Genomic DNA, 17,253 nt, shown 5'->3' on the forward strand with positions numbered 1-17,253 from the left:
TATTTTTTCGGTTCGGTCAGGAAACTGTCAGAATCAGGGGTGATCGGCGATGTGCAGGGTCGCATCAGCGAGTCGGGCGCCGGATTTCCGATCTGCCGGCCGGAACCTTCTTAGGCCACGAGCGTCCTGCGCTCCGTATTATTTTATCCGCGACAGGAGCAACCGATGGCCGACACCGATTCGAATCCCGCCGCCGCCGCCAGCGAGCGGATGCGTGCCGCCGGCAGCGCGATGACCGAGCAGGGATCGCAGCTCGGCTTGGCCATCCTGTCGCAGGCGGAGGCGAATACGCAGGAGGCGTTTCGCGCCATGCGGGCGGCGGCACAGGCGAACGATGTCGCTGAAGTCATGCGCATCCAGTCGGACTATCTGCGCGACCAGGGTGCCCGGTCGATGGCGCAGGCACGCGAGGTCAGCGAGATGATCGCCCAGTTCGGTCGCAGCGCCGTCGGGCAGATGACCGGACGCGGCTGATCGCCGGCAACACACGGGGGGCGAGATGATACGGCGGATATTGCTGCTGCTGGCGGGGCTGATGCTCGCCGGACCGGTGGTTGCGCAGCCGCGGCCGCCGATCGTGCTGGCGGCGGCGAGCCTGCAGGAATCGATGAACGCGGCGGCCGATGCCTGGGCGAAGCGCGGCCATATCCGCCCGACGCTGTCCTTTGCCGCCAGTTCGGCGCTGGCGCGACAGGCGGCGGCGGGAGCGCCCGCCGACCTGTTCGTGTCGGCCGACGTCGAATGGATGGACGACCTCGACAAGCGCGGGCTGCTGGCCAACGGAAGCCGGGTCAACCTGCTCGGCAACCGGCTGGTGCTGGTCGCGCCGGTCGACAGCCGGGTGCGCGTGACGCTCAGGCCCGGTGTCGACCTGCGGCCGGCGCTGAACGGCGGGCGGCTGGCGATGGCCGATCCCGATGCGGTGCCGGCGGGACGCTATGGCAAGGCGGCGCTGACCGCGCTGCGCGGCTGGGACGCGGTGGCGCCGTCGGTGGTGCGCGCGGAGAATGTCCGCGCCGCGCTGGCGCTGGTCGAGCGCGGTGCCGTGCCGCTCGGCATCGTCTATGCGACCGATGCGAAGGCGTCGGCAAAGGTCCGGGTCGTCGGCGTCTTTCCCGCCGCGAGCCATCCGCCGATCACCTATCCCATCGCCCGGCTGAAGGCGTCGCGGAATGTCGAGGGTGAGCGGTTCCGCCGGTTCCTGGTCAGCCCGGCGGGCCGCGCGATCTTTGTGCGATACGGATTCAGCCCACGCTGATGCCCGATGACGCCGAATGGGCGATCGTCCTGCTGTCGTTGAAGATCGGGGGCGTGGCGATGCTGGTCGCGCTGCCGGTCGCCTATGCGCTGGCATGGATATTGGCGCGGGGGCGGTTTCCGGGGCGGGTGGTGCTGGACGGGATCGTCCACCTGCCGCTGGTGCTGCCGCCGGTCGTCACCGGGTGGCTGTTGCTGCTGGCGTTTGCGCCGACCGGGCCGATCGGCCGCTGGCTGGAGACGTGGTTCGGCGTCAGCGTGCTGTTCCGCTGGAGCGGGGCGGCGATCGCGGCGGCGGTGATGGCATTGCCGCTGATGGTCCGCGCGATCCGCCTGTCGATCGAGGGCGTCGACCGGCGGCTGGAAAGCGTCGCGCGGACGCTGGGCGCCAGCCGGGCGCGGGTGTTCTGGAGCGTGACCGCGCCGCTCAGCCTGCCGGGCGTGCTGGCGGGCATGGTGCTGGGGTTCGCGCGGGCGCTGGGCGAATTCGGCGCGACGATCACCTTCGTCTCCAACGTGCCGGGCGAGACCGCGACGCTGCCGCTCGCCATTTATAGCGCGTTGCAGGTGCCGGGCGGCGAGACGAGCGTGGTGCGGCTGGCGGGCATGTCGGTCGCGCTGTCGCTCATCGCGCTGGTCGCGTCCGAATGGCTGGTGCGGCGTGGCGGGCGGAGGGTCCATGTCCTTTGACATCGACGTAACCGTCCGGCTGGGCGAGGCGGTGGTCGGCGCGGTGGTGCCCGATGACGGACGCGACAATGGGCTGACGGTGCTGTTCGGCCCGTCGGGCGTGGGCAAGTCGAGCGTGCTGAACATGGTCGCCGGATTGCTGCGGCCGGCGGCGGGCCATGTCCGGGTCGGTGGCGTCACGCTGTTCGATGCGGCGGCGGGGATCGACGTGTCGGTGCCCGATCGCCGGGCCGGTTACGTGTTCCAGGCGCCGCGCCTGTTCCCGCATCGCCGGGTCGCGGCCAATCTGCGCTATGGCATGGGGCGGGGCGAGCCGCCGATCGGCTTTGACGACATGGTGGCGTTGCTGGGGCTGGGCGGGTTGCTCGACCGCTGGCCGGCCACCTTGTCGGGGGGCGAGGCGAAGCGGGTGGCGATCGGGCGGGCGCTGCTGTCGGGCGCGCGGTTTCTGTTGATGGACGAGCCGCTGTCCTCGCTCGACCGGGCGCGGCGCGAAGAGGTAATGGCGACGATCGAGCGGCTGCGCGACGCGCTGCGCCTGCCGATCTTGTATGTGACGCACGATGCGGCGGAGGCGGAGCGGCTGGCGACGCGGATCGTCGCGATGTGACCATCCTTCCGCCGCAATCCGCAGGTGATGTTGCACCCGTAACGATCGGGAGTGTGCGATGCGGATGGCGATGGTGGGCGTGGCGATGGTGATGGCGGCTCCGGCAATGGCGCAGGAGGTCGAACCGGATGGTCCCGACATCGTGGTCACCGCCGGCAAGCCGCTGAAGCTGGATGCGAAGGTGCTGCGCGCCGGGCAGCGCCGCTTTGCCGGGGATCGCAGCGAACTGGCCCCGAACGGTGCGCTGCGGTTCGAACTGTGGCGCGGCAGCAGCCGAATTCCCGCGGCGACGATCCCGATCACGCTGCGCAACGATGCCGGACAGGCTATGCCGGTGGCGGTCGACGGCGATGGGCGGATCGCGTTCGGCGAACTGCCGAAAGGGCGGTGGTTCCTGACCGCGCCCGCGCAGTCGCAAGGCATGTCGTTGCGGCCGATCGTGCTGTCGACGGGCACGACGCCGACCGACCGACGGCTGGGCGACCTGCGGCTGCAATGCCGGGTGATGCTGTCGATGGCGAAGGCGCAGGCGTCGTTGTTGGCGATGCCGCTGATGGGGTTGCTCGATGCGATCGGCGGGTGCGAGAGCAAGCGGGTGCATATGTACCACCGCGCCGAACAGCCGCTGGCCAGTGCCACCGCGCTGGCCCCGGCCGGCGCACAGGCGCTGGAGATTTCCAAGCGCGGCAATGCCTATCTGGCGCCGCTCAACGACCCGGCGATGGGCAACGACGTGCGGGTGAAGATCGCCTATCGCTGATCGTCGCTGCCGGGCATCGGCACCCGTGCGCTTTGCCCGCCACGGGTGAAATAGGCAGCGTCGATGGCGAGGCTGCGGAGCTGCCAGCCATCGATGCTGTCGCCGGGGGACAGGGTGCGGGTGCCGTCGCTGCCGCGCACCAGCGCCACCGCGTCGCGGCCGAGCCGGCCGACGACGCCGAGCAGCTGCGGCGCATCGGCGGGGAGCGCGTCGGCGGCGGGCGGGGCGAAGAGCGTGCGGGCAAAGGCGGCGCGCAGCGGCGGCGGCGCGGCCGGCGCGGCGAGCGGAGGCGTAGCGACCGGCGTGACCGTTGCCGATGCCGGTTCGCGCAGCAGCCACGGCGGCACCGCCAGCGCGACCAACACCGCGCCGGCCAGCAGCGCGTGTTGGCGCAGGCTCAGCCCCGCCATGGTGCCACCAGCGTCGCGTCGAGCCGCACGCCGCCGGGTGCGGCGGTCAGCCGCCATGCCCGCGCCCGGATGGCGGGGCGTGCGCGCTCCAGCGTGTCGGCAAAGGCGACGACAGCCTTTTCGGTGCCCGACGCGCGCAGCGTCAGGACGGTGAGCGGTGCCGGGGCGGCGGGATCGGGGGCGAGGGTTTCGACCAGCACCCCGCCGCGCGCGGCATCGGCGCGCACCCGCGCGGTCAGGCGCGCGCGGGCGTCGGCGGCATTGTCGGCGGGAAAGGCGGCGTCGGCGGTGGCGAGCGGCGGGACGGTTGCGCTCGCCTCGACCCCGGCGGCATCGCGCGCGGCACGGGCGGCGGCAAGATCGCCGAGTGCGTTACAGGCGGGGATCGCCAGCAGCGCGGCGACGCCGCACGCGATCAGCGGCAGGCGCGGGGTCACCGCCGCTGCTCCAGCGTGACGCGCATCCGCCCGTCGCCATCGGTCCGCGCCTGCGCCGTCGCGCGCAGGCCGGGCAGCGCCGCGACTACGCGGTCGGGATCGGGGGCGACGACCTCCATCGACACATCGCCCGCGCCGTCGCGCTCGACCCGCAGCAGCGCGGCATCCTTTGGCAGATCGCGGGCGGTTGCTTCGAGCGTGGTGCCGAGCGTCGGCAGGCGCCATGCCTGTTGCAGCAGGACGCGGGCACGCTGTGCCGCCGCCTGTTCCGCGATCCGCGGCGCGGTACGGCGGGCGATGGCGCGGCCCTCCTCCTGCGCGCGGGCGGTCAGCACGGCGGCACCGCCCCACGTCAGCAGCGGCGTGGCGAGGATCGCGGCGGCCAGCAGCAGCGATGCCCGGTCGATCGGCGCGCGGGGCGGAGTGGGTGCCGGGGGCGGGGCGGGCGGGCGATCCCGCCGGGCGGCGTCCACCGCCCGGTCGAACAGGCTGGGCCGGATCGGCGCGCTGTCATTGGCGGGGCGGGGGTCGGCGGCCATCCCCGTTCCCTACGCCCGGCATCGGCGGGGGCACAAGCCAGTCATCGAACTGTCGTCGTTTCGCCATGCAGGCTTCATCGATCCGCAACCGCGCTGTCGCAGCGATGCGCCAACGAAGGGGACAGGGAGGGTGCCGGCGTGGCCGGTGTCCAGTTATGCGGGGAATTACAATGGCGAACACCGACCTGACCATCGGTTATGACGATGGCGATATCGAAACCAACCCCAGCACCGGCCCCAGCCTGCAGGAACTGGTCGACCAGCGTTATTCGCGGCGCCAGGCACTGCGCGGCGGTGCGTCGACCGCGGCGGTCGCGGTGTTCGGCGGATCGCTGCTCGCGGCGTGCGACGACAAGGTGCAGGGCATCGACAATACGCCCCCGGTGGTCGGCGCCACGTCGAGCGGTGCGACCAGCGCGGGCCGCGTCGTCACGCTGACCGGCACCGCCACCGACGACAATGCGATCGTCACCCAGACCTTTACCCAGGTGTCGGGCCCGACCGTTGCGATTTCGAGCACGACGCCGGGCACCGCGACCTTCATCGCGCCCGCCGTGTCGGCCGCGACCAATGTCGTCATCCGCTATACCGCGACCGACGCGAAGGGTGCGGCGAGCAGCAGCGACATCACCGTCGCGGTATCGCCGCCGACGCTGGGCTTCGCCGCCGTCGCGCGCAGCCTCGCCGATATCGTGAGCGTGCCGTCGGGCTATACCGCCAGCGTGCTCTATCGCCTGGGCGATCCGATCAACGCCGCGACGTCGGCGTTCGCCAATAACGGCACCGACACCGGCTATTCGGCGCGTGCGGGCGATCACCATGACGGCATGAGCTATTTCGGGCTGGCCGCCAGCGCCAACACGCCGGACGCGAACAATTCGACGCGCGGCCTGCTGGTGATGAACCACGAGAATATCTCCGAACAATATCTGCACATCAACGGGCAGACGGTGGTGAACGGCGCGCGGCCGACGTCGGAAGTCGTCAAGGAAATGGAATGCCACGGCGTGTCGGTGGTCGAGGTCACCCGGTCGTCGTCCACGCTGGCATGGAGCTATGTCCAGGGATCGTCGCTCAACCGCCGCATCACCCCCTATACCCCGACCGCATTCAGCGGCCCGGTGAAGGGTAGCCCACTACTGTTCACCGCCTATTCGCCCGATGGCACGACCGGGCGCGGCACGATCAACAACTGCGCCAACGGGCATATGCCGTGGGGCACGTACATGACCTGTGAGGAAAACTGGGCGGGTTATTTCCGGCGCGACACTGGCGACAACACGACCCGCACCGCGCTGGTCGGGGCCAAGTCGACGCAGGCGTTCACCCGCTATGGCCTGTCGCAGCGCAGCGGCAATTACGGCTGGACCACGGCGGCCGAGGCGACGAGCGGCGCGACGCTGATCGGCAAGTTCAACGCGACGATCGACCCGACCAAGCCGGTCGGCGGCACCGGCGATTTCCGCAACGAACCGAACCAATATGGCTGGTGCGTCGAGATCGATCCCTATGACCCGACCTCGACCCCGCGCAAGCGCACGGCGCTTGGCCGCATGAACCACGAAGGCTGCTGTCCGGGGCGCGCCATCGCCGGGGTCAAGCCCGCCTTCTACATGGGCGACGACGCGCAGAACGAATATATCTACAAGTTCGTGTCGAACACCGCGTGGAGCGAGGCGGATGCGACCGCCAGCAACCGGCTGGCCATTGGCGACAAGTATCTCGATGCGGGTACGCTGTACGTCGCGAAGTTCAACGCCGACGGGTCGGGCGAGTGGATCGCGCTGGTGTTCGGGCAGAACGGGCTGACCGCGACCAACAGCCTCTATCCCTTCGCCGATCAGGCCGATGTGCTGACCCACGCCCGCCTTGCCGGTGATGCGGTGGGTGCGACGCGGATGGACCGGCCGGAATGGACCGCGGTCAACCCGGCGACCGGCGAGATGTATTGCACGCTGACCAACAATTCGTCGCGTGCCCCCGCACAGGTCGATGCCGCCAACCCGCGGTCGTATATTGATCCGAAGGTCAACAGCACGTCGCGCTCGACCGGCAACGCCAACGGCCACATCATCCGCCTGCGCGAAGCCGGAGACACGACCGAGGCGACGCGCTTCGCATGGGACGTCTATGCGTTCGGGGCGGGGTCGGACCTTGATCCGACCAACATCAACCTGTCGGCGCTGGATGCGACCAACGACTTCTCCAGCCCCGACGGGCTGTGGTTCGGCCGGCCGTCGAACGCCAGCGGACAGGTGACGCCGGTGCTGTGGATCCAGACCGACGACGGGGCGTACACCGACGTCACCAACTGCATGATGCTGGCGGCGATGCCGGGTTCGGTCGGTGATGGCGGCACGCGCACCATCACCAATACCGGCGTGTCGGCGACCAGCACCGCGACGACCCGCATCGGCAAGGCACCGGGCACGGCGCTGCGCCGCTTCCTGGTCGGGCCGGTCCAGTGCGAGATCACCGGCATCGAATCGACGCCCGATGGCCGGTCGCTGTTCGTGAACATCCAGCATCCCGGCGAAGGCGGCAACGTCGCCGCGATCAGCAGCAACTGGCCGGCGCTGCCGACCAGCGGCAGCAGCGTGATTTCGGCCAGCGCCGCGGGCACGGCGGGCACCCGCCCCCGGTCGGCGACGATCGTCATCACCAAGAACGACGGCGGCGTGGTCGCGCTGTAGGCGCGGCACCCTGCCAATGGCGGAGCGGGCGGTGGTCGAACGACCGCCGCCCGTTTTGCGTCCAAAGTTCACGAAGTTCACACTCGTGGCGCGTTTTGCGCAACGTCGTTGGTGGTTGGTTCGGGCGGGCTGCGCGAGCAGTGCAGCCACCTTGCCAGCGGGATGGCCTGTAGGACAGCACTTCTCGTTGACTCTTAAATCTACATATGTTTGATTTGTGCCATGGTGCGCGAACGAGGCCCTTCGAAACAGATGATCGCGCTGCTGCGGCTTCTGTCGGAGCGGCCGCAGGAATGGCGGCATGGCTATGACCTGATGAAGCAGGCCGGGCTGTTGTCGGGCACGCTGTACCCGCTGCTGATGCGGATGGGGGATCAGGGGCTGGTCGAGGCGCAGTGGCAGGAGCCGACCCGGCCGGGACGCCCGCCGCGCCATGCCTATCGCCTGACCGGGGCAGGACTGGCGCTGGCGCGGTCGATCGCGATCGATGCGCCCGATGGCGATCCGTCCGGCGCGGTGCCGGCGTGAGCGCGCTGCTCGCCCGGCTGCTGATGGCGCTGGCGACCTGCTGGCTGGGGGAGGCGCGGCGCGACTGGGCAGCGGCGATGCGCGCCGAATATGGCGAAGCGGCCGACGCTGGCGAGGGACTGGGCTTTGCTGCCGGATGCCTGTCGAGCGCCGCGCGCGCGATGGTGGCGGCCCCCGAGGGGCGGTTTGCGGTGGCGACGCATGTGCTGGCGGTCGGCGTGCTGGTGCCGATGGCGGGGCTGTTGCTGGTCAGTGCGGCGCTCGGCTTCCCCTATCTGGCGTTCGAGGCGGTCGGTGCCGGCGCGCTGGGCAGTGGCTGGCCGCACGTGGCGGTCCATGCCGGTAATCGGGACGGGGTGCCGTTGCTGGTGCTGCTGACCGGCACGATCGGGGCGGGCCATGTCGCGGTGGCATGGGCGCTGCTGGAGCGCGACTGGGAACGCGTTGCCCGCCTTGCGCGGTTCGGGGCGGCGATGCTGGCGACGATGGTCGCCTTCTCGGCGATCCTGTTCCTCTACGATCCCTGCGCCTTGCCGCAACTGGGCATCGTGGGCGGGGAGCTGGCGCTGTTGTGGCTGGCGGTGCGCTGGCACGACGACCTGTCCGTCTGGTCCAGCGCCTGACCTGACCGGCCCCGCGCCGCCGACCCTTTCCTATTGCCAATCTGTCCGACGGAGAGCGTGATGATGATCGCTGCACGACGCCTGCTGCCGCTTGCCCTGCTGATCGGAGCGCCGGTCGCGCCGCTTCTTGCCCAGACGCCGCCCAAAGGGGAGGCGGTGCGGATTGCGTCCGATCCGGGTGTCGAGCTGGCGGGAGAACTGCGGCTGCCGCCGGGGGTGCGGCGACCGCCGGTCGTGCTGCTGCTGGGCGGGGCGGGGGAATCGCCACACGGCATCTATCCGCTGCTGGAACAACAGTTGCTGGCGCGGGGGATCGCGACGCTGAGCTTCGACAAGCGCGGCGTCGGCAAGTCGACCGGGACCTTCTTCGACGCGATGGAGGTGGCACAGCGCGATGCAGCGGCGGTGCTGGCATGGCTGCGGACGCGGGGCGATGTGATCGATCCGGCGCGGATCGCGGTGCTGGGGATGAGCCAGAGCGGGGTGATCGGCCCGGCGCTGGCGGTCGCCGCGCCGCCGGTCGCGACACCGCCGATCACGGCGGTGGTGATGCTGTCCGCCCCGGCGGGGGAACGCGGCAAGCTGTTCCTCGATTCGATGCATGAGCAGCTGGCGACGTCGGGGATGAAGGCGGACGCGCTGGCCCCGGTGATCGAGGCGACGCGACGCTATCTGGACGACCTGACTGGCGGGGGTGCGCCGGGGCTGGTTGCGGCGGGCCGGGCGGGGGTGGTCGATGCGTTCGTCGCGGCGGGCTGGACGGCTGCGCAGGCGGAGGGTGCGGTGAAGACGTTGAGCGATCCGGCGACGTCCTCGCTCTACACGGTCGGGCCGGGGGCGGTGCTGCGGCAGATGAAGATGCCGGTGCTGGCGCTCTATGCCGCCGGCGACACGGTGGTGAGCAACCGGCTGGCCATCCCCTCCGCGCTGGGCGCGCTGGCGAGCAATCCGGATGCGACGGTGGTGCGGATGCCGAAGGTCGAACATGCGTTCAAGCCGCTGGTGACGACCGAGCGCGGCACGGCGGAGTATCGCGGCTGGCCGATTTCCGATCCCGATACGATCGACCTGATCGACCGGTGGCTGGGAAAGCGGTTGGGGGTCGGGGGTAATCGCTGACCGGTCTTCGTCACCCCGGACTTGATCCGGGGTCCCGCTCTTTACCGACCGTCGAAGAAGTAGAAGCGGGACCCCGGGTCAAGCCCGGGGTGACGGTGGGGGCTGTCCTTAGCCTCAATAAATCCCGTCGATTTCCATCGTCAGGCGTGGGGCGGGGGGATTGAGGAGCAGGCTGCGCTTGTCGCCCAGCAGCACTTCTTCCTGCCGCAACCGGTCGTAGCGGGTGCGGGCGGCCGCCGCCGCGTCGGCGCCGTCGCGCAGGATGGTGGGTTTTAGGAAGACGAACAGCGTGCGCTTCTGGCGCGATTCCTGCCGACTTTTGAACAGCTCACCGATGACCGGCAGGCTACCTAGAATTGGTACCTGGCTGCGCAACCGCTGGTAATCGTCGCTGGTTAGGCCGCCCAGCATAATCGTCTGGCCGTTGTCGGCGAGCACGGTGGTGTTGGCCGAACGCTTGTTGGTGATGATATCCGCTGCGCCGCTGACCTGGGTCGGGGCGATCGAGGACGCTTCCTGGCTGACTTCGAGGCGGATGGTGTCGCCCGCATTGATGCGCGGCAGGACGCGCAGGGTGATGCCGACGTCCTTGCGTTCGATGGTCGTATACGGGTTGGCGTTGCCGTTGCCGGTCAGGATCGAGCCGGTGACGAACGGCACTTCCTGTGCAACGACGAACTCGCCGAGCTTGTTGTCGAGGACGGTGATCTGCGGGGTGGAGAGCAGGTTCGCCTTTTGCGAGGTGCTGAGCGCCTGCACCAGAATCGAGAAATCGTTGCCGATGCCGATATTGCCGGCAATCCCGCCGCCCGACAGCAGTCCGGCGGCAGGCACGCCCAGCACGCTGAGGATGCCGGATAGCGATGCACCGCCGTTGTTGAACGAGGTGCCGACGCCGCTGACGCGGGTTAATGCCGCGCCGGCCGTGCCGATCTGGACCGACAGGCGCTCGGCATCCTCGCCGGTGATCTCGGCAATCGCCGCTTCGATCAGCACCTGCGGGCGGCGGACGTCGAGGTCCGGGATCAATCGTTCGATCTGGGCGATGGCGGTCGGCGTGCCGCGCACGACGACGGCGTTGATGTCGGGCGCGGGCTGGACGGTGATGTCGGGGGTGGTGAAGCCCTGCGCCGGAGTCGCCTGCTGGTTCTGCCCCACGGTGCTGATGCTGCCGCCGGTGCCGGTTGCGCCGCCAAGGCCCCCTGCAGCCCCCGCCAGTGCACCGGCATTGGCACCGCCATTGGCGATCAGGCCGGACAGCGCGTTGCCGGCATTGTTGCGCTGGCTGATGGTCGACAGGCTGCGGGCGACCGGGTTGGTCGCCGACTGCTGCTGCCCCAGGATGCCGCGCAGCACCTCGGTCACGCTTTCGGCATCGGCATAGTTCAGGCGGAACACGCGGGTCGACATCGTGGCGCTGCCGCCGCGCGCGTCGAGCGACTGGGCGATGCGGCGCGCCTCCGCGACGCCGGCGGGGGTGCCGCGGACGAGGATGGTGTTGCTGCGCGGATCGCCCGCGACGCGCGCGCCGCCTTCGCCCAGCACCGCCTGCATCGCCGTCGCGATATCGGCGGCGTTGCCGTTGGTCAGCGTGATCGTGGCGAAGGTCGACCCGCCGCCGCCGTCGAGGGAGCGGGCCAGCGCCTCGATCCGGCGGACGTTATCGGCATAGTCGGTGACGACGATCGCGTTGGGCTGGGTGAGCGGTTCGACGCTGCCGAAGCTGGCGACCAGCGGCCGCACGATCCGCGCGGCATCGGCCGAGGGGACGTTGGACAGGCGGACCATCCGCGTCGTCAGCTCCTGTCCGCCGACCCCGCGCGTACGCACGCCGCCATCGCGCACAGCATTCGCCTGCGGAATGATGCGCCACGCCGTTCCGGAACGGACCGCGGCAAAGCCGTTGGCGCGCAGCACCGACTGGAACAGTTCCCACACCCCGCCGGGCGACAGCGGTTCGGCGGAGGTGACGGTCACCTGCCCCTTCACGCTCGGGTCGAGGATCAGCGTGCGGCCGGTGATGCGGCTGATCTGATCGGCGACGTCCGCGATCTCCACGCCGCGCATGTTGACGACGATATCGGCGGCCTGGGTCTGTGCCATGGCCGGCGACAGGCTGGTCGCGGCGAGGGCGAGGGCGACGAAGGCGGAGGCGAAGCGGTGGCGCACGGGGGAAAACCCTAACGAATGGGAATGGAGACGGTGATCGGCTTGCCGTCGCGAAGGATGGTGATCTGTGCCTGCCCCGATGCGGCGGCGCTGGCGATGGCCGAGTTGACCGCCGACGGATCGGTCATGGCCGCGCCGTTGACCGATTGCACGACATCGCCCTGCCGCATGCCGGGCGGGGCGTTGGCGCCGATCGCATAGCCGCCCGCGACCGGGGTGGCGTTCAGGCGCGACAGCACCGCCTGCGCGCTGGGCGGCGGGGTGGTGGTGGTGGGCGAGGGTTGGGCCATCGGCTGTCCGGGCGCAAGGGCGGGGGCGGTGCCCGGCGTCGGCGTCGCCTGTCCGAACGGATCGGGGAAGGCGAGATATTCCAGCCGCCCGCCATTGTTCAGGATGATGCGGTCGCGGCGAATCTCGGTCACCTGCGCGCCGGCCAGCGCGTCGCCGACCTTGTACGGCTTGGCCGGTTCGTTGCCGAGCGATACGAACGAGATCGAGAGTTCGGCGGGGCGGGCAAAGACCACGCCCTTCAGGATCGCCTGAATACCGGTGGGGCTGGTCGCGTCGGCGGCGGTGGGGCTGCCGAACGGCGCCCAGGCGATGGCGGGTCCGCTGTCGACCGTCACCGCGCGGGCGCGGGCGGCAGACGGGATGGTGATCGCGCCGGTATCGGCATGGCCCGCGATTCGCCATACGAGGCCGGCGAGCGCGAAGGCGACCGACACGATCGCGGCGGCGGCAAGCCAGTCGACCCAGCGTTCGCGGACCCTCAGGCGTTCGACAGCGATCATGCCGCGTCTTTCCGCAGGAAGCCGTCGAGCCGGGCCATGGCGGCGCTTTCGCCGGCGGGGGCGACGGTGATGGTCACCCGGTCGAGCGCGGGATCGCTGGTGGCGGTTCGATTCACCGTCACGTTCCAGTTCCGTCCCAGCATGTCGACCGTTTCCCCATCCGCCTCCGGCGTCCCCACTTCCAGATCGGCCAGCCGGTTTTCGGCGACCCACATCGCGATCGCGCGCCGTTCGACGCCACGGGTCGAATCGATGTGCTGCTCGACCGCGCCGATCAGCCCTACCGTGGCGATCGCCAGTACCGCCAGCGCCACCATCGCCTCGATCAAAGAAAAGCCGGCATCTGCATCCTCCCCGGTACGGGGAGGGGGACCATGCGCAGCATGGTGGAGGGGGGTGTCGGCACACGCAGCGATAGCATTCGGGGACACCCCCCTCCACCACCGCTTCGCGGCGGTCCCCCTCCCCGTGCCGGGGAGGATTTTCATTTCAGCACCTTTGTCGCGCGGGCGGTGATGCCGTCATATTGCACCCGCCAAATCTGGTCGCCACCGGTCACGGTCGCGCCCAGCGGCTGGCCGGTGCCGTCGACGCCCAGGATCACCGGCGGCGCGGTGTCGAGTGCCATCACCATCCCGCCGGGCAGGGTATGGAACGCCAGCGCATCGTCGGTGATCGGGGTCAGCCCCTTTGCCCCCACCCGCGCAAAGCCATAGCCGTGCGTGTCGGTGGTGAGCGCGATCAGCCGGTCGCCGAGCATGGCGTCGTCCGCCGCCGCCTGCAGCCGGACGGCGAGGCGACGCGCCTCCGTCTCGACATTGGGCGCGCGGGTGGCGGCACCGATGCCGAGGCTGACCGCACCTGCCGCCACGCCAATGATGGCGAGGACGATCAGCATCTCGATCAGGGTCATGCCGGATTGGGCGTGACGATGGGCGGCGGTGTGGATCAGCGCGCCGACCCGTCGATATCGGCGTCGAGGCCCTCGCCGCCGGGCTTGCCGTCCTTGCCGAGCGACTTGATCGCGAATCGACCGCCGGTCGATTCGTAGACGTACGGATTGCCCCACGGGTCCTGCGGCATCTGCGACAGATAGCCGTCGGGCGGGTAGGCGCCCGGCACCGGCGGCTGGGTCGGTTTCTCGACCAGCGCCTTCAGCCCCTGCGTCGTCGTCGGATAGTCGCCATTGTCCAGCCGGTACATTTTCAGCGCGCCGGAGATCGACTTGATATCGGTGCCCGCCGTCGTCACCCGCGCCTGATCGGGGCGGTTGATGACGTTGGGCACGATCAGCGCGGCAACCAGCGCGATGATCGCCAGCACGACGATCATTTCGACCAATGTCAGGCCGGCCTGATTGTCAGGGACAGAAACCTTGCGGGCGGCGGGGTTCGCGGCCAAGGTGTCACGAAACTTTCGGAATAAGATGCGCATCCACGCCCCAATGCGTCCACACGATGAAGCCATTGTGACAATCGAACCCGCCCCCGCCGGTCCGGCCGCCGGCGTGTGGGCTGTCGCGGGCGGCGAAGCTATCTTAGTCGATGGGACGGTGGCGGCAACAACCTTGCTCGTGCCGTCCGAATCGGTCCTTCTGCTGAGCGTCGACCTGCCGTTGCCCAGCCGGGCCAAACGGCTGGCGGCGTTGCCCTTTGCGGTGGAGGACCGGATCGCCGATCCGCTGGACGCGGTGCATCTGGCGCTGGGCGATGCGGTCGGTGACCGGCGTTACCTGGTGGCGGTCGTCCGGCATGGCGTGATGGCCGAATGGATCGCCATCGCCGAGGCTGCCGGGATCGGTACGGCAGCGTTCCTCCCCGATGCGCTGGTGCTGCCGGTGCCGGTCGAGGGGTGGAGCGTCGAGGTCGACGGTGGTCGCGCGCTGGTCCGCGCCGCCGACGGTACCGGATTCGCGTTGCCGCTGGCCATGCTGGTCGCGGCTTGGGAGGCGGCGGGGCGGCCGAAGGTCGCGGCGTCGGGCGATCCGTTGCCCGAAGCGATGGCGGGCGACGGCGTGGCATTTCCGCCGGCATCGCTGGCGGATCGCGTCGCGGCGGCGCCGATCGACCTGCGGCAGGGCGCCTATGCCCGGCGGCGGACGGCGTGGCCCAGCACCACGCGCAAGGTCGCGATGATCCTCGGCATCGCCGCGCTGGCGCATGGGGTGATCGCGGTGGCCGATACGCTGATGCTGCAACGCATTGCCGAGCGCCGCTACGACGCGCTGCAACAGCTGGTCGCGACGACCGCGCCGGCGGTGCCGACCGGCGGCGACGATTTCATGGTGCGGGTCGCCGACCTGTTGCCGCGTCCGACCGGGAGCAATCGCTTCGTGCCGTTGCTGTCGCGCGTGGGCGGGGCACTCAGCCCGATCGGGCCGGTATTGGTGGTGCGGACGATGAGTTTCGAGGGAAATGCGCTGACCATCGACTGCGAATCGCCTGAGATGGGCATGGCCGACCGGGTGCGCGCGGCACTGTCGGCGGCGGGGGTCGCGGCACAGGTCGTGGCGGCGCCCGGCGGAACGCTCCGCATCGTGGCGCGTGGCGCATGATCGTCCTGCTGAAACGCAACGCCCGGATCGAGGCGGCGCTGGGCCGCTTCGACGGCTGGTGGCAGGGGCTGACCACGCGCGAGCGGGTGCTGGTCGGGACGCTGGCCGCGCTGCTCGCCGGGGTGGTGCTGGTGTATGGCGTTGTGAAGCCGGTGCAGGCGGCGCGGGCGCAGGCGCGTGCCGATATCCGCCAGGCCGAGACGCTGATGGCACGGGTGCGCGCCGCCGGGCGGCTGGAGGCGGCACCGCAGACGGTCGCCGCCGGGCCGCCGCAGTCGGTGATCGGGTCAACCGCTGCGACCGCCGGGTTGCAGCCGACCATTGCAGAAGCGAATGGCGGCATCACCGCGACGCTGACCGACGCGCCCTATCCGGCGGTGGTGACATGGCTCAGTTCGGTCGCATCGACCAGCACGATCGGCGTGCGGCGGGTGACAATGCAGCGCGGCGCCACATCGGGCCGGGTCAATGCGACCGTGGAGTTCCAGCCATGACCGACACGCTGCTCCACGCCGAACCGGTGCGCCTGCCCTATGGCTATGCGCGCAAGGGTGGCGTGCTGATCCGGCTGGGCAAGGGCGGCATGGAGTGCGTCCACCGCGCCGACGCGACGCTGGACGCAATGCTGGAGGTGCAGCGGGTAGCACCCGGCGTGCCCTTCGTCGCGCTGGAGGACGCGGCGTTCGATGCGGCGTTGCAGGCGAGCTATGGCGGCAGCGCGTCGACCGCGGCCGATATCGAGCTGGCCGAAACCGACCTTGCGGCGCTGGCCGACAGTGCGGCGGCGGTCGACGACCTGCTCGACGCGCGCGATGATTCGCCGGTCATCCGGCTCATCAACGCGCTGTTGCTGGAGGCGATCAAGGAGGGCGCGTCGGACGTCCATGTCGAGACGCAGGAAAAGCGCCTCGTCGTCCGCTTCCGCATCGACGGGGTCTTACGCGATATCGTCGAGCCGCCGCGCGCGCTCGCCCCGCTGCTGGTCAGCCGGATCAAGGTGATGGCGAAGCTCGACATTGCCGAGCGTCGCACACCGCAGGACGGCCGCGTGACGCTGCGCATCGGCGGGCACGATGTCGATGCCCGCGTGTCGACCATGCCGACCCAGCATGGCGAGCGGGTGGTGCTGCGGTTGCTGGAGCGTGGCGGCATGATGCTCGACCTTGCCGGTCTTGGCATGTCGGAGCGGGACGAGGCGGTGTTCGCCCGGTTGCTGGAGCGGCCGCACGGGCTGTTGCTGGTCACCGGGCCAACCGGATCGGGCAAGACGACAACGCTCTACACCGCGCTGACCCGGCTGAACGATCGTCGCCGCAACGTGATGACGGTCGAGGACCCGATCGAGTACGAGCTGGCCGGCATCGCCCAGACGCAGGTCAATCCGCGTACTGACATGACCTTCGCGCGCGGGCTGCGCGCGATCCTGCGACAGGACCCCGACGTCATCATGGTCGGTGAAATTCGCGATCAGGAAACGGCGCAGACCGCCGTTCGGTCGTCGATGACCGGCCATTTCGTGCTGTCGACGCTGCACACCAATACCGCGATCGGATCGGTCACGCGGCTGATCGACATGGGGGTCGAACGCTATCTGCTGGCGCCGATGCTGGTCGGGCTGGTCGCGCAGCGGCTGGTGCGGCGGCTGTGCGTGCAGTGCCGGTGGCAGGATCGGTCGACCGAGGCGGACAGCGTGCTGCTGGGCGGCGCGATCAAGCCGGGCAAGAAATTGTGGCGCAAGGGCGGGTGCGAGGCGTGCCACCACGAAGGCTATCGCGGGCGCGCCGGGCTGTACGAGGTCGTCGCGGTCGACGACCGGTTGCAGGCGATGATCCACAACGGCGTCGCCGAGGCGGAATTGGAGCGAGCGGCGCGGGTGAGCAATCCGGCGTTGCTGGACGACGGCGTGGCGAAGGTTAAGACCGGGGTCACGACGGTCGAGGAGGTCGCGCGGGTCGTGCGGGACGAGGGGTGATTTTGGTCCACCCCTCAACCCAAAATATCCGTTCGGTTCGAGTAGCGATCGAGCTTGTCGAGATGAAGCAGGTGAACATGCCCCCGGCATGTTCAGGATTG

At 69.9% G+C, this 17,253-nt stretch carries 20 protein-coding genes; 12 read left to right on the plus strand and 8 right to left on the minus strand.

Translation table 11 applies throughout. The annotated features are described in order from the left end of the window. Window positions 1-165 precede the first annotated feature (165 nt). From ASE58_RS05345 to ASE58_RS05365, 5 genes are read left to right on the plus strand one after another with little or no spacing between them, the layout of a single operon-like run. Window positions 166-474, plus strand: coding sequence for a phasin family protein (locus tag ASE58_RS05345; RefSeq protein WP_055818535.1), 309 nt, complete (start codon window positions 166-168; stop codon window positions 472-474). A 25-nt stretch (window positions 475-499) separates the two neighbouring features. Continuing rightward, window positions 500-1,258, plus strand: a complete 759-nt coding sequence (gene modA, locus ASE58_RS05350; protein WP_055818537.1) for a molybdate ABC transporter substrate-binding protein — start codon at window positions 500-502, stop codon at window positions 1,256-1,258. Continuing rightward, the gene (gene modB, locus ASE58_RS05355; RefSeq protein WP_055818539.1) at window positions 1,258-1,947 is read left to right on the plus strand and encodes a molybdate ABC transporter permease subunit; all 690 of its coding nucleotides are present in this window, start codon (window positions 1,258-1,260) and stop codon (window positions 1,945-1,947) included. The genes modA and modB overlap by 1 nt, the downstream gene beginning before the upstream one ends. Then, a complete protein-coding gene (locus ASE58_RS05360; protein ID WP_055818541.1) occupies window positions 1,937-2,557 on the plus strand; it encodes an ATP-binding cassette domain-containing protein in 621 nt (206 codons plus the stop codon). The genes modB and ASE58_RS05360 overlap by 11 nt, the downstream gene beginning before the upstream one ends. Window positions 2,558-2,615: 58 nt before the next feature. Continuing rightward, complete coding sequence (locus ASE58_RS05365) at window positions 2,616-3,317, plus strand: hypothetical protein (RefSeq protein WP_055818543.1); 702 nt, start codon at window positions 2,616-2,618, stop codon at window positions 3,315-3,317. On the opposite strand, the gene ASE58_RS05370 is transcribed toward ASE58_RS05365, so the two are convergent. Genes ASE58_RS05370 through ASE58_RS05380 form a run of 3 tightly spaced genes read right to left on the minus strand, consistent with a single transcriptional unit; the run spans window position 3,308 to window position 4,703 of the window. Further along, window positions 3,308-3,727: a hypothetical protein gene (locus ASE58_RS05370; RefSeq protein WP_055818545.1), complete on the minus strand. Its 420-nt coding sequence runs from the start codon at window positions 3,725-3,727 to the stop codon at window positions 3,308-3,310. The two genes, ASE58_RS05365 and ASE58_RS05370, sit on opposite strands and share 10 nt — an antisense overlap. Continuing rightward, on the minus strand, window positions 3,715-4,164 hold the full coding sequence (locus tag ASE58_RS05375; protein WP_055818547.1) for a hypothetical protein: 450 nt from the start codon (window positions 4,162-4,164) through the stop codon (window positions 3,715-3,717). The genes ASE58_RS05370 and ASE58_RS05375 overlap by 13 nt, the downstream gene beginning before the upstream one ends. Then, a complete protein-coding gene (locus ASE58_RS05380; protein WP_055818549.1) occupies window positions 4,161-4,703 on the minus strand; it encodes a hypothetical protein in 543 nt (180 codons plus the stop codon). Before ASE58_RS05380 ends, ASE58_RS05375 begins: the two co-directional genes overlap by 4 nt. Before the next feature lie 170 nt (window positions 4,704-4,873). Between ASE58_RS05380 and ASE58_RS05385 the strand changes: the two genes are divergently transcribed. The 4 genes from ASE58_RS05385 (at window position 4,874) to ASE58_RS05400 (ending at window position 9,666) form a co-directional block, all read left to right on the plus strand. Next, window positions 4,874-7,396, plus strand: coding sequence for a PhoX family protein (locus tag ASE58_RS05385; RefSeq protein WP_055818551.1), 2,523 nt, complete (start codon window positions 4,874-4,876; stop codon window positions 7,394-7,396). A gap of 252 nt (window positions 7,397-7,648) precedes the next feature. Beyond that, window positions 7,649-7,924: a PadR family transcriptional regulator gene (locus ASE58_RS05390; RefSeq protein WP_055818553.1), complete on the plus strand. Its 276-nt coding sequence runs from the start codon at window positions 7,649-7,651 to the stop codon at window positions 7,922-7,924. Continuing rightward, entirely contained in the window at window positions 7,921-8,547 is a 627-nt protein-coding gene (locus ASE58_RS05395) for a hypothetical protein (RefSeq protein ID WP_055818555.1), read from the plus strand. The genes ASE58_RS05390 and ASE58_RS05395 overlap by 4 nt, the downstream gene beginning before the upstream one ends. Window positions 8,548-8,610: 63 nt before the next feature. Further along, window positions 8,611-9,666 carry an alpha/beta hydrolase gene (locus tag ASE58_RS05400; protein ID WP_162233505.1) on the plus strand — a complete coding sequence of 352 codons (1,056 nt, stop codon included), beginning with the start codon at window positions 8,611-8,613 and terminating at the stop codon, window positions 9,664-9,666. Window positions 9,667-9,780: 114 nt separating this feature from the next. Here ASE58_RS05400 and gspD read toward each other — a convergent pair whose 3' ends face one another. Genes gspD through gspG form a run of 5 tightly spaced genes read right to left on the minus strand, consistent with a single transcriptional unit; the run spans window position 9,781 to window position 14,027 of the window. Further along, the gene (gspD, locus tag ASE58_RS05405) at window positions 9,781-11,835 is read right to left on the minus strand and encodes a type II secretion system secretin GspD (RefSeq protein ID WP_235513496.1); all 2,055 of its coding nucleotides are present in this window, start codon (window positions 11,833-11,835) and stop codon (window positions 9,781-9,783) included. Between the two features lie 11 nt (window positions 11,836-11,846). Further along, window positions 11,847-12,626, minus strand: coding sequence for a type II secretion system protein N (locus tag ASE58_RS05410; protein ID WP_055818558.1), 780 nt, complete (start codon window positions 12,624-12,626; stop codon window positions 11,847-11,849). Further along, entirely contained in the window at window positions 12,623-13,057 is a 435-nt protein-coding gene (gene gspI, locus ASE58_RS05415; RefSeq protein ID WP_235515897.1) for a type II secretion system minor pseudopilin GspI, read from the minus strand. Before gspI ends, ASE58_RS05410 begins: the two co-directional genes overlap by 4 nt. 53 nt (window positions 13,058-13,110) lie before the next feature. Continuing rightward, window positions 13,111-13,578, minus strand: a complete 468-nt coding sequence (locus ASE58_RS05420; protein ID WP_327196331.1) for a prepilin-type N-terminal cleavage/methylation domain-containing protein — start codon at window positions 13,576-13,578, stop codon at window positions 13,111-13,113. Further along, the gene (gene gspG, locus ASE58_RS05425; protein ID WP_268795057.1) at window positions 13,575-14,027 is read right to left on the minus strand and encodes a type II secretion system major pseudopilin GspG; all 453 of its coding nucleotides are present in this window, start codon (window positions 14,025-14,027) and stop codon (window positions 13,575-13,577) included. The genes ASE58_RS05420 and gspG overlap by 4 nt, the downstream gene beginning before the upstream one ends. 106 nt (window positions 14,028-14,133) lie before the next feature. Here gspG and gspL point away from each other — a divergent pair, with 106 nt between their 5' ends. From gspL to ASE58_RS05440, 3 genes are read left to right on the plus strand one after another with little or no spacing between them, the layout of a single operon-like run. Beyond that, window positions 14,134-15,180 (plus strand): type II secretion system protein GspL, encoded by a 1,047-nt coding sequence (gene gspL, locus ASE58_RS05430; protein WP_055819534.1) that lies wholly within the window; start codon window positions 14,134-14,136, stop codon window positions 15,178-15,180. Beyond that, window positions 15,177-15,674, plus strand: a complete 498-nt coding sequence (gene gspM / locus ASE58_RS05435; protein ID WP_055818563.1) for a type II secretion system protein GspM — start codon at window positions 15,177-15,179, stop codon at window positions 15,672-15,674. Before gspL ends, gspM begins: the two co-directional genes overlap by 4 nt. Continuing rightward, the gene (locus tag ASE58_RS05440) at window positions 15,671-17,152 is read left to right on the plus strand and encodes a GspE/PulE family protein (RefSeq protein WP_055818565.1); all 1,482 of its coding nucleotides are present in this window, start codon (window positions 15,671-15,673) and stop codon (window positions 17,150-17,152) included. Before gspM ends, ASE58_RS05440 begins: the two co-directional genes overlap by 4 nt. The last annotated feature ends 101 nt before the right edge of the window (window positions 17,153-17,253 follow it).

The sequence above is a fragment of the Sphingomonas sp. Leaf9 genome (assembly GCF_001421355.1).
Taxonomy (GTDB): Bacteria; Pseudomonadota; Alphaproteobacteria; order Sphingomonadales; family Sphingomonadaceae; genus Sphingomonas.

Excerpts from the sequence above, each read along its gene's own strand:
- ASE58_RS05370 (WP_055818545.1), bottom strand. The coding sequence starts at position 3,727 with ATGGCGGGGCTGAGCCTGCGCCAACACGCGCTGCTGGCCGGCGCGGTG.
- ASE58_RS05390 (WP_055818553.1), top strand. The coding sequence starts at position 7,649 with ATGATCGCGCTGCTGCGGCTTCTGTCGGAGCGGCCGCAGGAATGGCGG.
- ASE58_RS05380 (WP_055818549.1), bottom strand. The coding sequence starts at position 4,703 with ATGGCCGCCGACCCCCGCCCCGCCAATGACAGCGCGCCGATCCGGCCC.
- ASE58_RS05440 (WP_055818565.1), top strand. The coding sequence starts at position 15,671 with ATGACCGACACGCTGCTCCACGCCGAACCGGTGCGCCTGCCCTATGGC.
- modB (WP_055818539.1), top strand. The coding sequence starts at position 1,258 with ATGCCCGATGACGCCGAATGGGCGATCGTCCTGCTGTCGTTGAAGATC.
- gspM (WP_055818563.1), top strand. The coding sequence starts at position 15,177 with ATGATCGTCCTGCTGAAACGCAACGCCCGGATCGAGGCGGCGCTGGGC.
- ASE58_RS05345 (WP_055818535.1), top strand. The coding sequence starts at position 166 with ATGGCCGACACCGATTCGAATCCCGCCGCCGCCGCCAGCGAGCGGATG.
- modA (WP_055818537.1), top strand. The coding sequence starts at position 500 with ATGATACGGCGGATATTGCTGCTGCTGGCGGGGCTGATGCTCGCCGGA.
- ASE58_RS05400 (WP_162233505.1), top strand. The coding sequence starts at position 8,611 with ATGATCGCTGCACGACGCCTGCTGCCGCTTGCCCTGCTGATCGGAGCG.
- ASE58_RS05385 (WP_055818551.1), top strand. The coding sequence starts at position 4,874 with ATGGCGAACACCGACCTGACCATCGGTTATGACGATGGCGATATCGAA.
- ASE58_RS05360 (WP_055818541.1), top strand. The coding sequence starts at position 1,937 with ATGTCCTTTGACATCGACGTAACCGTCCGGCTGGGCGAGGCGGTGGTC.
- ASE58_RS05410 (WP_055818558.1), bottom strand. The coding sequence starts at position 12,626 with ATGATCGCTGTCGAACGCCTGAGGGTCCGCGAACGCTGGGTCGACTGG.
- ASE58_RS05365 (WP_055818543.1), top strand. The coding sequence starts at position 2,616 with ATGCGGATGGCGATGGTGGGCGTGGCGATGGTGATGGCGGCTCCGGCA.